Here is a 16,565-nt window from a genome sequence, read left to right on the forward strand (position 1 = left end):
GAATGGATGATGACTGAAGCACTGAACGAACTCGGATCGCAGATCGCCGCCAAGCGCACCGAATGCGTGCTGTCCTGGGATGTCACCCACGATGAGCTGAACGTGGATGTGGCGCCCGCCAATATCGCCGAGCTGGTCGAGTTCCTGAAGACCGATCCGACCTGCAAGTTTTCCACCCTGGTGGACATCACCGCGGTCGACTACCCCGAACGGGCCAAGCGGTTCGACGTGGTCTATCACTTCCTGTCGATGTACCAGAACCAGCGCATCCGCCTGCGGGTCTCTGTGCGCGAGGACGAAATGGTGCCCTCGATCGTCGATGTGCACCCCTCGGCCAACTGGTTCGAGCGCGAGGTCTTCGACATGTTCGGGATCCTCTTCACCGGCCACCCGGACCTGCGCCGCATCCTGACCGACTATGGTTTCCGTGGCCACCCGCTACGCAAGGACTTCCCGACCACCGGCTATACCGAGGTCCGCTATGATGAGGCGCAAAAGCGCGTGGTCTATGAGCCCGTGAGCCTGGTGCAGGAATACCGCCAGTTTGACTTCATGTCTCCGTGGGAGGGTGCCGAATACATCCTGCCCGGCGATGAAAAAGAGGGGGCGAAATGATGGACGGCTCCAAAGGTTTCGATGACGCTCTGACGGGCGAACAGAAGATCCGCAACTTCAACATCAACTTCGGCCCGCAGCACCCGGCGGCGCACGGCGTGCTGCGTCTGGTGCTGGAACTGGACGGTGAGATCGTCGAACGCTGCGATCCGCACATCGGCCTGCTTCATCGCGGCACCGAAAAGCTGATGGAAAGCCGCACCTACCTGCAGAACCTGCCGTACTTCGACCGCCTCGACTATGTGGCGCCGATGAACCAGGAACATGCATGGTGTCTGGCCATCGAAAAGCTCTGCGGTGTCGAAGTGCCCCGCCGGGCCTCGCTGATCCGGGTCTTGTACTCGGAAATCGGCCGTATCCTGAACCACCTTCTGAACGTCACCACGCAGGCGATGGACGTTGGCGCGCTGACCCCGCCTCTGTGGGGTTTTGAAGAGCGCGAGAAGCTGATGATCTTCTACGAGCGCGCCTGTGGTGCCCGCCTTCACGCGGCCTACTTCCGCCCCGGCGGCGTGCATCAGGATCTGCCGGACGAGCTGATCGACGATATCGAGGAATGGGCGATCGAATTCCCCAATGTCCTCTCTGATATCGACGGGCTGCTGACCGAGAACCGGATCTTCAAGCAGCGTAACTGCGATATCGGCGTCGTCAGCGAGGAAGAGATCCAGGACTATGGGTTCTCTGGCGTGATGGTACGTGGATCGGGCCTCGCATGGGACCTGCGCCGCGCGCAGCCCTATGAGTGTTACGACGAATTCGACTTCCAGATCCCGGTCGGCAAGAACGGCGACTGCTATGACCGCTACCTTGTCCGCATGGAAGAGATGCGCCAGTCTCTGTCGATCATCCGTCAGGCCATCCACAAGCTGCGCGAAGCCACCGGCGACGTGCTGGCCCGAGGCAAGCTGACCCCGCCGAAACGCGGCGACATGAAGACCTCGATGGAAAGCCTGATCCACCACTTCAAGCTTTACACCGAAGGCTTCCACGTGCCTGCAGGCGAAGTCTACGCCGCCGTCGAGGCGCCCAAGGGCGAATTCGGCGTCTACCTTGTGGCGGACGGGAGCAACAAACCCTACCGCGCCAAGCTGCGCGCGCCGGGCTTCCTGCACCTGCAAGCCATGGACCATGTGGCCAAGGGTCACCAACTTGCCGACGTGGCTGCCATCATCGGCACCATGGACGTCGTATTTGGAGAGATTGACCGCTAATGCTCCGTCGTCTGCATTCCGAACAGCCCGATAGCTTTGCCTTCACGCCCGACAACCAGAAATGGGCCGAAGCGCAAGTGACCAAATACCCCGAAGGGCGCCAGGCCTCTGCCGTGATCCCGCTTCTGTGGCGTGCGCAGGAACAGGAAGGCTGGGTCAGCAAGCCCGCGATCGAATATATCGCCGACATGCTGGGCATGGCCTATATCCGCGTTCTGGAAGTGGCCTCCTTCTATTTCATGTTCCAGCTGCAGCCCACCGGGTCTGTGGCGCATGTGCAGATCTGCGGCACCACTTCCTGCATGATCTGCGGCGCCGAGGACCTGATCGCGGTCTGCAAGGAAAAGATCGCCGAGAAGCCTTTTACCCTGTCGGCGGATGGCAAATACACTTGGGAAGAGGTCGAATGCCTCGGTTCCTGCACCAACGCCCCCATGGCGCAGATTGGCAAGGATTATTTCGAAGACCTGACCACCGAAAGCTTTACCAAGATCCTCGACGATCTGGCCGCGGGCAAGCCGGTTGTACCGGGGCCGCAGAATGGCCGTTACGCGGCAGAGCCGAAATCGGGCCTGACCTCTCTCACCGAATATGACAGCGGTAAGACGCAGTATAACGCCTCTGCGCAGCTTGCCGTGGATCTGGGCGACAGCGTCAAGCGCATCCAGGGCGACGAGGTGCCGATCCTGACGCCGTGGATCGGCAAGGACGGTGTGGTTGCAGGCCGCGCCGCCGAGGGCCAGCCGCCCAAAGCACCTGAGGCTGCGAAACCCGCTGCCAAACAGGCTGCCGAAGCCAAGCCCGCGCCGAAGAAGGCACCGGCTAAGAAGGCGCCCGCCAAGAAAGCCGAAGCCGCAGAACCCGTGGCAGAGGCCGCACCCGAGACGCTGAAAGCGGCGCGCGGTGGCCAGGCGGATGATCTGAAACTGCTGAAGGGCGTCGGCCCCAAGCTGGAGCAGACCCTGAACGAGCTGGGCTTCTTCCACTTTGACCAGATCGCCAAATGGACCGAGGCCGAAGTCGCATGGGTCGATAGCCGCCTGAAGTTCAAGGGCCGCATCGAACGCGATGGCTGGATCGCCCAGGCCGCACAGCTGGCCTCCGGGGAAGAGACCGAATTCGCCAAGAAGGCCAAGGAAGACGGCCGCTACGAAGATTAATACGCCATCTGCCCCGGATAGCCGGGGCGGGGCACTGAGATTGGGACCCAATGAGCGCCGAACAGAACAAAGCCATTGCCGCCAAGGGACGCCATATTTCCCTTGTGATTGCCGGGACCATGCTGGCCTGGCTCGCTTTGACCCTGTTCATTGGTCCGGCCATCGGATTGCCGGGCCGCTATGCGCTTCTGTTCGATTTCCTCGCACTGGCGGGGATGATCTATGCAGGGGTCAACATCGTTCAACTCTGGCGCATGCGCCAGGACAACCAAAGGTAGGCAGACATGCTGAAGGACCAGGACCGGATCTTTACCAACCTGTACGGTATGCATGAGCGGACGCTCAAAGGCGCTCAGGCGCGCGGCCATTGGGATGGCACCGCCGGTCTGATCGAAAAGGGGCGGGACTGGATCATCCAGACCATGAAGGATTCCGGTCTGCGCGGCCGTGGCGGTGCGGGCTTCCCCACCGGCCTGAAATGGTCCTTCATGCCCAAGGAAAGCGACGGTCGCCCGGCCTATCTGGTGATCAACGCCGATGAATCCGAACCCGGTACCTGCAAGGACCGCGAAATCATGCGTCACGATCCGCACACGCTGATCGAAGGCGCGCTGATCGCGTCTTTCGCGATGAATGCCCACACCTGCTATATTTATCTTCGCGGCGAATATATCCGCGAGCGCGAGGCGCTGCAGGCGGCCATCGACGAATGCTATGACAAGGGCCTTCTGGGCAAGAACGCTGCTGGTTCCGGTTGGGACTTTGACGTCTTCCTGCACCACGGTGCCGGCGCCTATATCTGCGGCGAGGAGACCGCGCTGATCGAAAGCCTCGAAGGCAAGAAGGGCATGCCCCGCATGAAGCCGCCGTTCCCGGCGGGTGCGGGGCTTTATGGCTGCCCGACCACGGTGAACAATGTTGAATCCATCGCCGTGGTGCCGACCATCCTGCGCCGCGGCGCCGAATGGTTTGCAGGCTTTGGTCGCCCCAACAACGCGGGCACCAAGCTGTTTGCGATCTCGGGCCATGTGAACAACCCCTGCGTCGTCGAAGAGGCGATGTCGATCTCCTTTGAAGAGCTGATCGAAAAGCATTGCGGCGGTATCCGTGGCGGCTGGGACAACCTTTTGGCGGTGATCCCCGGCGGCTCGTCCGTGCCTTGCGTGCGCGGTGAGAACATGCGCGACGCGATCATGGATTTCGACTACCTGCGCGGCGAGCTGGGCTCTGGCCTTGGTACCGCGGCGGTGATCGTCATGGACAAGCAGACCGATATCATCAAGGCGATCTGGCGCCTGTCGAAGTTCTACAAGCACGAAAGCTGCGGCCAGTGCACCCCCTGCCGTGAAGGCACCGGCTGGATGATGCGCGTCATGGACCGCCTGGTCAAAGGTGAGGCCGAGCTGGAAGAGATCGACATGCTGTGGGATGTGACCAAACAGGTCGAAGGCCACACCATCTGCGCCCTTGGCGACGCGGCGGCCTGGCCGATCCAGGGCCTGATCAAGAACTTCCGCGAAGAGATCGAAGATCGCATCAAGGCGCAGAAATCGGGCCGCATCGGCGCGATGGCGGCCGAGTAGCGGTAGAGATAGGCAGATCGTTAGGCTCATGGTTTACTTCCCCATCCACAGCGACAGGCAAGATCGGACCGCAGCGGGCGCAACCGCTGGCATCGGTCGCGGGCGCTTGGGCCATCTGCGTCAACCGGGGCAGGGATCCTGCGCCCCGTTTCGCCTTTGGGGAGAGGATCTGTGATGATGACTAAATTGAAGCTCGTACCTGTTCTTGTACTGATCGCTGCCAGCGTTGCTGGCTGTGGCCGTGGGTCAAGCGATCGCGTGCTCTACGATGGCGTGCCCTTCAAGGCGAAGGCCAAAGCCGTGGACAAGAAAGTCACGCGGGCGGACTTCCGTGTGGAAGTCTCCAAAGCGTCGCAGTCCTACAAGGGTGCGCGGCTGGCCGCCCATCACGCAGGCGTCACCTATTGCCTGACCGAGGCTGGCTACGGCACCTCCGAAATCATCTGGGACGTGGATCCCTATGATCCCGAGGCGGAACTGCGCCTTGAGGGGGATACCGCCGTTTTCCACGGGACCTGTGACTCGTGAGTGCAACAGTGTCATATCCCGGCTCCGGCGCACCGTTATTGCATAGCGGATGCTTCGGTCTGTTCACTGCACACTCCTTTTCTGGAGAGAGATGCATGAAACAGATTGTCCTGTCGCTGTTGTCCGCTGCCGTCGTGGCACTGACCCCGTCGGCGCTGCTGGCAAAACCGCCCCTGCGCAGCGTGGCCGAGATTGAAGAACCGCTCTTTGCCGTGGCCGTTGCCAAGGAGGTCGCCGATCATTGCGACAGCCTTGCCGCCCGGTTCTGGAAGGGGGTGGCAGAGTTGCGCCGCCTGCGCGCGCGGGCCAACGAGCTTGGCTATTCCGACCAGGAAATCCGTGCCTACATCGGCTCGGACAGTGAAAAGGCCCGGATGCGGGCAAAGGGTGAGGCGCTTTTTAACAGTCGTGGCGTCTCTTACGACAAACCGGAAACGTTCTGTGCGTTTGGTCGCGCGGAAATCAAGAAAAACAGCGCGATCGGCGTGTTACTGAGGGCGAAATAGACCATGTCTGACCTCCGCAAGATCAACATTGACGGAACCGAGATCGAGGTGGACGGGGCGATGACCCTGATCCAGGCCTGTGAAGTCGCCGGGGTAGAGATCCCGCGGTTCTGCTACCACGAGCGCCTGTCCATTGCCGGCAACTGCCGTATGTGTCTGGTCGAAGTCGTCGGTGGCCCGCCGAAACCCGCAGCCTCCTGTGCCATGCAGGTGCGCGACCTGCGCCCCGGTCCCGAAGGTCAGGCGCCGGTGGTGAAGACCAATTCACCGATGGTGAAGAAGGCCCGCGAAGGCGTGATGGAGTTCCTGCTGATCAACCACCCGCTGGATTGCCCGATCTGCGATCAGGGCGGCGAGTGCGACCTGCAGGATCAGGCGATGGCCTATGGTGTTGATTTCAGCCGCTTCCGTGAAGCCAAGCGCGCGGTGGATGATCTTGACCTCGGCCCGCTGGTGGGCACCGCCATGACCCGCTGCATCAGCTGCACCCGCTGCGTGCGTTTCACCACCGAGGTGGCGGGCATCACCCAGATGGGCCAGACCGGTCGCGGCGAAGATGCAGAAATCACCAGTTACCTGAACGAGACACTGGATTCGAACCTGCAGGGCAATATCATCGACCTGTGCCCGGTCGGGGCGCTGACCTCGAAACCCTATGCGTTTACGGCCCGCCCCTGGGAACTGACCAAGACCGAGACCATCGACGTGATGGATGCGCTTGGCTCCAACATCCGCGTCGACACCAAGGGCCGCGAAGTGATGCGCATCCTGCCGCGCAACAACGACGGTGTGAATGAAGAGTGGATTTCGGACAAGACCCGTTTCGTCTGGGACGGCCTGCGCCGCCAGCGTCTGGATCGTCCTTACGTGCGCGTCGACGGCAAGCTGAAGCCCGCCACCTGGCCCGAGGCTCTGGCCGCGGTTGCCTCTGCGATGAAGGGCAAGAAGGTTGCCGGTCTGATCGGCGATCTGGTTCCGGTTGAAGCCGCATTCGCGTTGAAACAGCTGATCGAAGGGCAGGGGGGCGCCGTGGAGTGCCGCACCGACAATGCCCGTCTCGCCATCGGCAACCGCTCTGCCTATGTGGGCACCGCCGCGATCGAGGATATCGATGCGGCACAGGCGATCCTGCTGGTCGGCACCAACCCGCGCGACGAGGCGCCGGTGCTGAACGCCCGGATCCGCAAGGCCTGGCTGAATGGGGCCAACGTTGGTCTGATCGGCGTCGCTGCGGATCTGACCTATGACTACGAGCATATCGGCACCGATCGTGCCGCGTTGGAAGCTGCGGCCCAGAACGCCCATGACATCGCGGATAAGGCGCCGGTGATCATCGTTGGCCAGGGCGCTCTGCGCGAGGCGGACGGTCTGGCCGTGATGGCCAAGGTTCAGGAGCTGGCCGCAAAGTCCGGCGCCAAGGTGCTGGTGCTACATTCCGCAGCAGCCCGAGTGGGCGCCATGGATATTGGGGCCGTGACCGAGGGCGGCATGGCTGCGGCCATCGACGGGGCAGAGGTGATCTACAACCTCGGCGCCGATGAGGTCGAGATCGATCCGGGTGCCTTCGTGATCTATCAGGGCAGCCATGGTGACCGCGGCGCGCACCGCGCCGATGTGATCCTGCCGGGCGCCGCCTATACCGAGGAAAACGGTCTCTTCGTCAATACCGAAGGCCGCCCGCAGCTCGCGTTCCGCGCCGGCTTTGCTCCGGGTGACGCGAAAGAGAACTGGGCCATCCTGCGCGCGCTCAGCGCCGAACTCGGAGCGACACTGCCCTATGACTCGCTGGCGCAGCTGCGCAAGGCGCTGGTCGCAGAGGTGCCGCATCTGGCGAAAGTGGGCGAGGTTGCCGAGAACGAAGTCGTGGCACTGGAGAGCGAACCGCTGGGCAAGGCGGACTTCCTGCCTGCGGTGAAGGATTTCTACCTGACCAACCCGATTGCGCGTGCGTCGCAGCTGATGGCCGAACTTTCGGCCAATGCGAAGGCCCGCAACACAGACAAGATCGCGGCAGAGTGATCCGCGCGGCACTCATATCGTCCCTGATGCTGGGGGCCTGTGCGCAGGCGCCCGGCACCGGTGAGACTTCTCCCCAATACAAAGGGGTGAAGACCAGCCTGCTGGGCGGCGATCTGGTGCAGTTCAACGTCACGATGTCCGGCGCCCGCGCCAAGGCGGAGCTGGATGACTATGCCGAATGTGCCGCCGCGCAATATGCGCTGATCCGGGGTTACGGGTTTGCGCGTCACGTGCGTACAAAAATGAAACAAGAGGGTGGCAATCAGACTGCAGATGCTGTCTACACCATCTCGCCTGCCCTCCCGCGCGGTCTGCGCACCATCGACGCCGAAGTCGTGGTGGCGGACTGCAAGGCAAACGGAATACCCACGGTGTGAGGACCTATGGCTGACTTCTTTAACACCCCAGGCGGCATCGCCGTTCTGATATTGGCGCAAGTTCTTGCAGTTGTTGCCTTTGTCATGATTTCGCTTCTGTTCCTCGTCTACGGGGACCGCAAGATCTGGGCGGCGGTGCAGATGCGCCGGGGCCCCAACGTGGTGGGCGTCTATGGCCTGCTGCAATCGGTGGCCGATGCGTTGAAATACGTGGTGAAAGAGGTCGTGATCCCCGCCGGTGCGGACCGCGCCGTCTTCATCCTGGCGCCGCTCACCTCATTCGTGCTGGCGATGATCGCCTGGGCGGTGATCCCCTTCAACGATGGCTGGGTGCTGAGCGATATCAACGTCGCGATCCTCTACGTCTTTGCGGTGTCCAGCCTCGAGGTCTACGGCGTCATCATGGGCGGCTGGGCGTCGAACTCGAAATATCCCTTCCTTGGCTCCTTGCGCTCTGCCGCGCAGATGATTTCCTACGAGGTCTCCATCGGGTTGATCATCATCGGTGTGATCCTGTCGACCGGTTCGATGAACTTCGGTGACATCGTGCGCGCGCAGGATGGCAATGCGGGCCTGTTCAACTGGTACTGGCTGCCGCATTTCCCGATGGTCTTCCTGTTCTTCATCTCGGCGCTTGCGGAAACCAACCGCCCGCCGTTTGACCTGCCCGAAGCGGAATCGGAACTGGTGGCTGGCTATCAGGTGGAATATTCGGCCACGCCCTTCCTTCTGTTCATGGCCGGTGAATATATCGCCATCTTCCTGATGTGCGCCCTGACCACGCTGCTGTTCTTTGGCGGCTGGCTTTCCCCGATCCCCGGCCTGCCGGACGGTGTTCTGTGGATGGTGGGCAAGATGGCCTTCTTCTTCTTCCTCTTCGCAATGGTGAAGGCGATCACCCCGCGCTATCGCTATGATCAGCTGATGCGCCTTGGCTGGAAGGTCTTCCTGCCCTTCAGCCTCGTCTGGGTGGTCTTCGTCTCCTTCGCTGCAAAATTCGACTGGTTCTGGGGTGCTTTCGCACGCTGGACAACAGGGGGCTGATCATGACGCAGATCGATTACACCCGCGCCGCCAAATACTTCCTGCTGCAGGATTTCTGGGTCGGCTTCAAACTGGGGCTGAAGTATTTCTTCGCCCCCAAGGCCACCCTGAACTACCCGCACGAAAAGGGTCCGCTGTCCCCGCGCTTTCGTGGTGAGCACGCCCTGCGCCGTTACCCCAACGGCGAGGAACGCTGCATTGCCTGCAAACTGTGTGAGGCCGTGTGTCCCGCGCAGGCGATCACCATCGATGCCGAACCGCGCGAGGATGGCTCCCGCCGCACCACGCGCTATGACATCGACATGACCAAATGCATCTACTGCGGTTTCTGCCAGGAAGCCTGCCCGGTGGATGCCATCGTGGAAGGGCCGAACTTCGAATTCGCCACCGAAACCCGCGAAGAGCTGTTCTACGACAAGGAAAAGCTGCTTTCGAACGGGGAACGCTGGGAAGCCGAAATCGCCCGCAACCTGGAAATCGACGCACCCTACCGGTGATAGGACCATGACCGAGACGCCAAAGAACCCCTTCGAGGCCATGATGGCCCAGGCCCATGAGATGGCAAAAGCGTTCAATCCGGCGCTTGAGCATTTCTCGCCTGCCGAGGCCATGAAAGGGTTCGAGGCGCTGTGGCCGACCATGCCGAAAGAGGCCATGGAGCTGATGTTCGGCAAGACCGTCAACAAGGACGGTCTGGATGCCAAGACCCGCCTGCTTTTGACGCTGGCGGGGCTGACCATGCAGGGCGCACAGGCGGACACCGCCCTGCGCCAGACCGTGCGCCACGCACTCGAGGCGGGCGCGAAGAAACAAGAGATCGTTGAAACGATCGGACAGATGTCGGTCTTTGCCGGCATCCCGGCCATGACCCGGGCGCTGGAGCTGGCGCAAGAGGTCCTGGACGACAAAAGGGACGATGAGACATGAGCGTTTTTGCCTTCTACCTCTTCGCCATCAGCGCCATCACCGGCGGGCTGTTCACCGTGATCAGCCGTCAGCCGGTGCATTCTGTGCTGTGGCTGATCCTGGCCTTCATTTCCTCGGCCGGGCTGTTCGTGCTTCTGGGGGCGGAATTCGTCGCCATGCTGCTGGTCATCGTCTACGTGGGGGCGGTCGCGGTTCTGTTCCTCTTCGTGGTGATGATGCTGGATGTGGACTTTGCCGAGCTGAAGGCCGAGATGGCCCGCTACATGCCGGTCGCCTTGCTGATCGGGCTTGTGATCCTGATGCAGCTGGTCATGGCCTATGGCACCTGGGTCAGCGCGCCGCTGGCATCCGACCTGATCGCGCAGCCGGTCCCGGCAGACAAGCACAACACCGAGGCGCTTGGCCTCATCATCTATGACCAATACTTCCTTCTGTTCCAGCTGGCGGGTCTGATCCTGCTGGTCGCCATGATCGGCGCCATCGTGCTGACCCTGCGCCACCGCAAGGACGTCAAGCGCCAGGACATCGTCGCCCAGATGATGCGCGACCCGGCCAAGGCGATGGAACTCAAGGACGTAAAACCGGGGCAGGGGCTGTGACCAGACTTGCTTTGATACTGGCAACGTTTGCCTTGTTCCCTTTGGGGGCGGCCGAAGCCTGTACACCAGGTTTCAAATCTCCGCTGTCCTTCATGAAGAATGATGATGCTTGTTCCCGCTACGGTCACGGTCGCGGAGACTATCGTTCCGATTACTTACGCCTGTCTGATGCCATCGACCTTGGCAATGGACGAACACGGCAGACTCTGTCCATGTCAGCGTGCACATCCTTCAAAAGCGTTGTTACGACGGATTGCGCGTCGGGACGGACCTCGGTGATCGGCACCTTCGTTTACGCTGGTTCAGATATGTACAACGCCGAAACACTGACCGAGGAAATCGCTGAGGATCCGCTGAAGTTTGATCCGGACACATTCTTTGAACAGCAGGAACGACAAATCGGGCCAACAGCTACGCTGGAAGAAATGATGAAACACGCGTCCAAATACGCGTTTGTCAACGAAAACATCGTGGTCGACACGCCGCGGCGGCATAAGTTCGGCGGTCGTACATTCGATCTGACCTGTGCATGTCGCCTCTACTATCCCGACTCGCGAGGAGCGAACTCATGATCGGACTTGAACACTATCTCACCGTTGCGGCGACGCTGTTCGTCATTGGCATCTTTGGCCTGTTCCTGAACCGCAAGAATGTGATCATCCTCTTGATGAGCATCGAGTTGATGCTCCTGGCGGTGAACATCAACCTTGTGGCCTTCTCCAGCTTCCTGGGCGATCTGGTGGGGCAGGTCTTTACCCTGTTCGTGCTGACCGTGGCCGCCGCCGAGGCCGCCATCGGCCTGGCGATCCTGGTTTGCTTCTTCCGTAACCGCGGCACCATCGCCGTCGAAGATATCAACGTGATGAAGGGCTAAAGCGTCATGGAAACCATCCTTCTCTTTGCCCCTCTGGTCGGGGCGGTGATCTGCGGCTTTGGCTGGAAGTTCATCGGCGAAAAGGCGGCGATGATCACGGCCACGGGCCTGTTGTTCCTCTCTGCCGTGCTGTCCTGGACCGTCTTCCTGACCTTTGATGGCGTCACCCAGAACATCGAGATCCTGCGCTGGATCGAAAGCGGCTCGCTCTCGACCTCCTGGGGCATCCGTCTGGACCGGCTGACCGCGATCATGCTGATTGTTGTCACCACGGTCTCGAGCCTCGTGCATCTCTACTCCTTCGGCTACATGGCGCATGACCCGCAGTGGAAAGACGGCGAAAGCTACAAGCCGCGCTTCTTTGCCTACCTGTCATTCTTCACCTTTGCGATGTTGATGCTGGTGACCTCGGACAACCTGGTGCAGATGTTCTTTGGCTGGGAAGGCGTGGGCGTTGCCTCCTACCTTCTGATCGGGTTCTACTACCGCAAGCCCTCGGCCAATGCTGCGGCGATGAAGGCCTTTATCGTCAACCGTGTCGGTGACTTCGGCTTTGCGCTGGGGATCTTTGGCCTGTTCCTCTTGACCGATAGCATCAGCTTCAACGACATCTTCGCGGCCACGCCCGAGATTGCCGAAACCCAGCTGAGCTTCCTCTGGGGCGAATGGAATGCGGCGAACCTTCTGGCGGTGTTGCTGTTCATCGGCGCCATGGGTAAATCGGCGCAGCTGATCCTGCACACCTGGCTGCCGGACGCGATGGAAGGCCCGACCCCTGTGTCGGCGCTGATCCACGCCGCAACCATGGTGACCGCCGGTGTCTTCCTGGTGTGCCGCATGTCGCCGCTGATGGAGGTTGCACCGCAAGCGACCATGTTCATCACGGTGCTGGGCGCAACGACAGCCTTCTTTGCCGCGACCGTGGGCCTGGTTCAGACCGACATCAAGCGCGTCATCGCTTATTCGACCTGTTCGCAGCTGGGCTATATGTTCGTGGCTGCTGGTGTAGGCATGTATTCGGCGGCAATGTTCCACCTGTTCACCCACGCCTTCTTCAAGGCGATGCTGTTCCTTGGCGCGGGTTCCGTGATCCACGCGATGCACCACGAGCAGGACATGATGAACTACGGTGGTCTGCGCAAGAAGATCCCCTATACCTTTGCGGCGATGATGATCGGTACGCTGGCCATCACCGGTGTTGGTGTCCCGCTCACCCACTTCGGCTTTGCCGGTTTCCTCTCCAAGGACGCAATCATCGAAAGCGCCTATGCGGGCGGCTCGTCCTATGGCTTCTGGCTCTTGGTCGTGGCTGCCGCGATGACCTCGTTCTACTCGTGGCGCCTGATCTTCCTGACCTTCTACGGCAAGCCGCGCGGCGATAAGCATACGCATGATCACGCGCATGAAAGCCCGATGGTCATGCTGATCCCGCTGGGCGTCCTGGCGCTGGGTGCGGTCTTCTCCGGCATGATCTGGTACAACAGCTTCTTTGGTCACACCGATACGGTGGGCAAGTTCTACGGTATTCCCTACGCCGAGGCTTCGGCTGAAGGCCATGGCGATGCCCATGGCGAAGAAGCGGCCCATGGCGAGGCAAAAGACGATCACAGTGAAGCCGCAAAGGGTGAACATCACTACGTGTTCACCGGCAAGCCGGGTGAGGGCGCGCTTTACATCGCGCCGGACAACACCGTGCTGGACGATGCCCATGCCGCCCCGAAATGGGTGAAGGTGTCGCCGTTCATCGCCATGCTGGGCGGTCTGATCATGGCGCTGTGGTTCTACATCTGGAACCCCACGCTGCCGGCACGCCTGGCAGAGAACCAGCGCCCCTTGTATCTGTTCCTCAAGAACAAGTGGTACTTTGACGAGCTCTATGACGCGATCTTTGTCAAACCGGCCATTGCGATCGGTCGTTTCTTCTGGCGCAAGGGCGACGGCAAGACGATCGACGGTTTCCTGAACGGTGTGGCCATGGGCATCGTGCCCTTCTTCACCCGTCTCGCTGGCCGGGCCCAGTCCGGCTTCATCTTTACCTATGCCTTCTGGATGGTGCTGGGCATTGCCGCCCTTGTCACCTGGATGTCGATCGGCGGAGGAGCGCACTGATGGACAACATCCTTTCTATTGTCACCTTTATCCCGGCCTTTGCGGCGGGCCTGATGGCCCTGCTGCTCCGGGGAGAGGATGCTGCGGCACAACGCAACGCCAAATGGATCGCGCTCCTGGCGACCTCGATCACCTTCCTGGTGTCGCTGGCGATCTACCTGGACTTCGACCCTGCCAATACGGGCTTTCAGTTCGTGGAAGAGGCCGAGTGGATCTTTGGCCTGAAGTACAAGATGGGCGTCGATGGCATTTCGGTGCTGTTCGTGATGCTGACCACCTTCGTGATGCCGCTGACCATCCTGGCCAGCTGGAACGTGACCACCCGCGTCAAGGAATACATGGTCGCCTTCCTGCTGCTTGAGACCCTGATGCTGGGTGTCTTCATGGCGCTGGATCTGGTGCTCTTCTACCTGTTCTTCGAGGCGGGCCTCATTCCGATGTTCCTGATCATCGGCATCTGGGGCGGCAAGGAGCGGATCTACGCCTCCTTCAAGTTCTTCCTCTATACCTTCTTCGGATCGGTGCTGATGCTGGTGGCCATGGTGGCGATGTACGCCGATGCGGGCACCACCGATATCGAGACCCTGCTGACGCACAGCTTCTCGGCTGCAAGCTTTGATGTTCTGGGCATCCATATCGTCGGCGGCATGCAGACGCTGATGTTCCTGGCGTTCTTCGCGTCCTTTGCGGTGAAGATGCCGATGTGGCCTGTGCACACCTGGCTGCCCGACGCGCACGTGCAGGCGCCGACGGCTGGGTCTGTCGTGCTGGCGGCGATCCTCCTGAAGATGGGCGGTTACGGCTTCCTGCGCTTCTCCTTGCCGATGTTCCCGGTGGGTGCGGATGTGATGACTGACCTGATCCTCTGGATGTCGGCCATCGCGGTTGTCTACACCTCGCTGGTGGCGATGGTGCAGGAGGACATGAAGAAGCTGATCGCCTATTCGTCCGTCGCGCATATGGGCTTTGTCACCATGGGCATCTTTGCGGCCAACCAGCAGGGCGTTGACGGGGCGATCTTCCAGATGCTGAGCCACGGCTTCATCTCGGCCGCATTGTTCCTGTGCGTGGGCGTCATCTATGACCGCATGCACACCCGCGACATCGACGCCTATGGCGGCCTTGTGATCCGCATGCCGGCTTACGCGCTGGTCTTCATGTTCTTCACCATGGGCAACGTGGGCCTGCCGGGCACCTCGGGCTTTGTCGGTGAATTCCTGACCCTGATGGGCACCTTCCAGAAGAACACCTGGGTGGCGGCTGTTGCGGCAACCGGGGTGATCTTCTCGGCTGGTTATGCGCTGTGGCTTTATCGCCGCGTGGTCTTTGGTGATCTGATCAAGGAAAGCCTCAAGACCATCAAGGACATGGACGCCCGCGAGCGGTTCATCTTTGCGCCGCTGGTGGTGATGACCATTCTGCTGGGCGTCTACCCGTCGCTTGTCACCGATATCATCGGCCCGTCCACCGAGGCGCTGATCTCGAACTTCAACCAATCTCTGGCCGCCGCTGACACCGCGTCTGCGACCCAGATTGCTTCGCACTAAGGGAGCCAAGGCAGATGATCCAAGCTGATCTCTCCATCGTCCTGCCAGAGATTGTTCTGGCGCTTTACGCAATGGTTGCGCTGCTGGCCGCGGTCTATACCGGCAAGGACAAGCTGGCTTCGACGCTGGTCTGGGTCACCGCCGGTCTGATGGTCGCGCTGGCGGTCTGGATCGCCACCGGCGGTAACGGCAGCCAAGAGGCATTCGGCGGCATGTTCGTCGACGACGGTTTCTCGCGCTTTGCCAAGGTGGTGATCCTGGTGGCCGCCGCTGCCGTGATGATCATGGGGCAGGACTACATGTCGCGCCGCGGCATGCTGCCCTTCGAATACCCCATCCTGATTGCGCTTTCCGCGGTCGGCATGATGGTCATGGTCTCCGCTGGCGATCTGATGGCGCTCTACATGGGGCTCGAGCTACAGTCGCTGGCGCTTTATGTGGTTGCCTCCCTGCGTCGTGACAGCGTGAAATCCACCGAAGCGGGCCTCAAGTATTTCGTGCTCGGCGCGCTCTCCTCGGGTCTGCTCTTGTATGGTGCATCGCTGGTCTATGGCTTTGCAGGCACCACCAAGTTCGCGGGCATCATCCAGGTCGCGGAACATGGCCATATGTCGCTGGGCATGCTCTTTGGCCTCGTCTTCCTGATCTCGGGCATGGCCTTCAAGGTCTCTGCCGTGCCCTTTCATATGTGGACGCCGGATGTCTACGAAGGCTCCCCCACGCCGGTCACCGCCTTCTTTGCCACCGCACCGAAAGTGGCTGCTATGGGGCTGTTTGCCCGCGTGCTGCATGACGCCTTTGGCGGCGCCATTGTTGACTGGCAGCAGGTCATCGTCGTGTTGTCCGTGCTGTCGATGTTCCTGGGCGCGGTTGCGGCCATCGGTCAGCGTGACATCAAGCGCCTGATGGCTTTCTCGTCCATCGCGCATATGGGCTATGCGTTGATCGGCCTGGCCGCGGGCACCGAAGCGGGTGTTTCGGCGATGCTTGTGTACCTTGCGATCTACGTCACCATGAATGTCGGCACCTTCTCTTTCATCCTGATGCTGGAAAAGGACGGCAAGCCGGTTACCGACATCAACGCCCTGAACCAGTTTGCATCGCGTGAGCCGGGCAAGGCGCTGGCGGTTCTGGTCCTGATGTTCTCGCTGGCTGGCGTGCCGCCGATGTTGGGCTTCTTTGCCAAGCTGGGTGTCTGGCAGGCGGGTGTGGATGCGGGCCTGATGGGGCTGGTCATTGCCTCCGCCGTGGCCTCGGTCATTGGTGCCTTCTACTACCTGCGGATTGTCTTCTACATGTACTTCGGCGCCTCCGAGGGAGAGGTCGAGGCCAAGGGGTCGCCGGTTCTGACCCTGGGGCTGATGGCGTCGGCTGCGCTGATGCTGATCGGGGTCGTCTATCAATTTGGCATCGACGGGGCTGCTGCTGCGGCGGCTGCAACTCTTGTCAATTGATCAAGCAAA

Annotated in this window: 18 protein-coding genes; all 18 read left to right on the plus strand. The window is 61.0% G+C overall.

Going from position 1 to position 16,565, the window contains the following annotated elements; translation table 11 throughout:
* The first annotated feature begins 9 nt into the window (after nucleotides 1-9).
* The 18 genes from PXK01_RS07560 (at nucleotide 10) to nuoN (ending at nucleotide 16,556) form a co-directional block, all read left to right on the plus strand.
* A complete protein-coding gene (locus tag PXK01_RS07560; RefSeq protein WP_274848300.1) occupies nucleotides 10-615 on the plus strand; it encodes an NADH-quinone oxidoreductase subunit C in 606 nt (201 codons plus the stop codon).
* Nucleotides 615-1,829, plus strand: coding sequence for an NADH-quinone oxidoreductase subunit D (locus PXK01_RS07565; protein WP_274859584.1), 1,215 nt, complete (start codon nucleotides 615-617; stop codon nucleotides 1,827-1,829). Before PXK01_RS07560 ends, PXK01_RS07565 begins: the two co-directional genes overlap by 1 nt.
* Complete coding sequence (locus PXK01_RS07570; RefSeq protein ID WP_274848186.1) at nucleotides 1,829-2,989, plus strand: NADH-quinone oxidoreductase subunit E; 1,161 nt, start codon at nucleotides 1,829-1,831, stop codon at nucleotides 2,987-2,989. The genes PXK01_RS07565 and PXK01_RS07570 overlap by 1 nt, the downstream gene beginning before the upstream one ends.
* 50 nt (nucleotides 2,990-3,039) lie before the next feature.
* On the plus strand, nucleotides 3,040-3,267 hold the full coding sequence (locus tag PXK01_RS07575) for a DUF5337 domain-containing protein (protein ID WP_274848187.1): 228 nt from the start codon (nucleotides 3,040-3,042) through the stop codon (nucleotides 3,265-3,267).
* Nucleotides 3,268-3,273: 6 nt separating this feature from the next.
* Nucleotides 3,274-4,572, plus strand: a complete 1,299-nt coding sequence (nuoF, locus tag PXK01_RS07580) for an NADH-quinone oxidoreductase subunit NuoF (RefSeq protein ID WP_274859523.1) — start codon at nucleotides 3,274-3,276, stop codon at nucleotides 4,570-4,572.
* A gap of 177 nt (nucleotides 4,573-4,749) precedes the next feature.
* The gene (locus PXK01_RS07585; protein ID WP_274859524.1) at nucleotides 4,750-5,100 is read left to right on the plus strand and encodes a hypothetical protein; all 351 of its coding nucleotides are present in this window, start codon (nucleotides 4,750-4,752) and stop codon (nucleotides 5,098-5,100) included.
* A gap of 95 nt (nucleotides 5,101-5,195) precedes the next feature.
* The gene (locus PXK01_RS07590) at nucleotides 5,196-5,606 is read left to right on the plus strand and encodes a DUF5333 domain-containing protein (RefSeq protein ID WP_274848190.1); all 411 of its coding nucleotides are present in this window, start codon (nucleotides 5,196-5,198) and stop codon (nucleotides 5,604-5,606) included.
* 3 nt (nucleotides 5,607-5,609) lie between these two features.
* Nucleotides 5,610-7,625: an NADH-quinone oxidoreductase subunit NuoG gene (gene nuoG, locus PXK01_RS07595; protein ID WP_274848191.1), complete on the plus strand. Its 2,016-nt coding sequence runs from the start codon at nucleotides 5,610-5,612 to the stop codon at nucleotides 7,623-7,625.
* Nucleotides 7,622-8,002 (plus strand): hypothetical protein, encoded by a 381-nt coding sequence (locus tag PXK01_RS07600; protein ID WP_274848192.1) that lies wholly within the window; start codon nucleotides 7,622-7,624, stop codon nucleotides 8,000-8,002. Before nuoG ends, PXK01_RS07600 begins: the two co-directional genes overlap by 4 nt.
* Nucleotides 8,003-8,008: 6 nt before the next feature.
* Nucleotides 8,009-9,046: an NADH-quinone oxidoreductase subunit NuoH gene (gene nuoH, locus PXK01_RS07605; protein ID WP_274848193.1), complete on the plus strand. Its 1,038-nt coding sequence runs from the start codon at nucleotides 8,009-8,011 to the stop codon at nucleotides 9,044-9,046.
* Between the two features lie 2 nt (nucleotides 9,047-9,048).
* Nucleotides 9,049-9,543: an NADH-quinone oxidoreductase subunit NuoI gene (nuoI, locus tag PXK01_RS07610; protein ID WP_065267094.1), complete on the plus strand. Its 495-nt coding sequence runs from the start codon at nucleotides 9,049-9,051 to the stop codon at nucleotides 9,541-9,543.
* 7 nt (nucleotides 9,544-9,550) lie between these two features.
* The gene (locus tag PXK01_RS07615; protein WP_274848194.1) at nucleotides 9,551-9,973 is read left to right on the plus strand and encodes a carboxymuconolactone decarboxylase family protein; all 423 of its coding nucleotides are present in this window, start codon (nucleotides 9,551-9,553) and stop codon (nucleotides 9,971-9,973) included.
* Nucleotides 9,970-10,572, plus strand: a complete 603-nt coding sequence (locus PXK01_RS07620) for an NADH-quinone oxidoreductase subunit J (protein WP_274848195.1) — start codon at nucleotides 9,970-9,972, stop codon at nucleotides 10,570-10,572. Before PXK01_RS07615 ends, PXK01_RS07620 begins: the two co-directional genes overlap by 4 nt.
* On the plus strand, nucleotides 10,569-11,144 hold the full coding sequence (locus tag PXK01_RS07625) for a hypothetical protein (RefSeq protein ID WP_274859526.1): 576 nt from the start codon (nucleotides 10,569-10,571) through the stop codon (nucleotides 11,142-11,144). Before PXK01_RS07620 ends, PXK01_RS07625 begins: the two co-directional genes overlap by 4 nt.
* A complete protein-coding gene (gene nuoK / locus PXK01_RS07630) occupies nucleotides 11,141-11,446 on the plus strand; it encodes an NADH-quinone oxidoreductase subunit NuoK (protein ID WP_005624625.1) in 306 nt (101 codons plus the stop codon). Before PXK01_RS07625 ends, nuoK begins: the two co-directional genes overlap by 4 nt.
* A 6-nt stretch (nucleotides 11,447-11,452) precedes the next feature.
* Entirely contained in the window at nucleotides 11,453-13,555 is a 2,103-nt protein-coding gene (gene nuoL / locus PXK01_RS07635) for an NADH-quinone oxidoreductase subunit L (RefSeq protein WP_274859528.1), read from the plus strand.
* Complete coding sequence (locus tag PXK01_RS07640) at nucleotides 13,555-15,102, plus strand: NADH-quinone oxidoreductase subunit M (RefSeq protein WP_274859529.1); 1,548 nt, start codon at nucleotides 13,555-13,557, stop codon at nucleotides 15,100-15,102. Before nuoL ends, PXK01_RS07640 begins: the two co-directional genes overlap by 1 nt.
* 14 nt (nucleotides 15,103-15,116) lie before the next feature.
* The gene (gene nuoN / locus PXK01_RS07645; protein ID WP_274859530.1) at nucleotides 15,117-16,556 is read left to right on the plus strand and encodes an NADH-quinone oxidoreductase subunit NuoN; all 1,440 of its coding nucleotides are present in this window, start codon (nucleotides 15,117-15,119) and stop codon (nucleotides 16,554-16,556) included.
* Nucleotides 16,557-16,565 lie beyond the last annotated feature (9 nt).

Origin of the sequence: Phaeobacter sp. PT47_59 (assembly GCF_028890025.1) — a bacterium.
Lineage (GTDB): Bacteria > Pseudomonadota > Alphaproteobacteria > Rhodobacterales > Rhodobacteraceae > Phycobacter.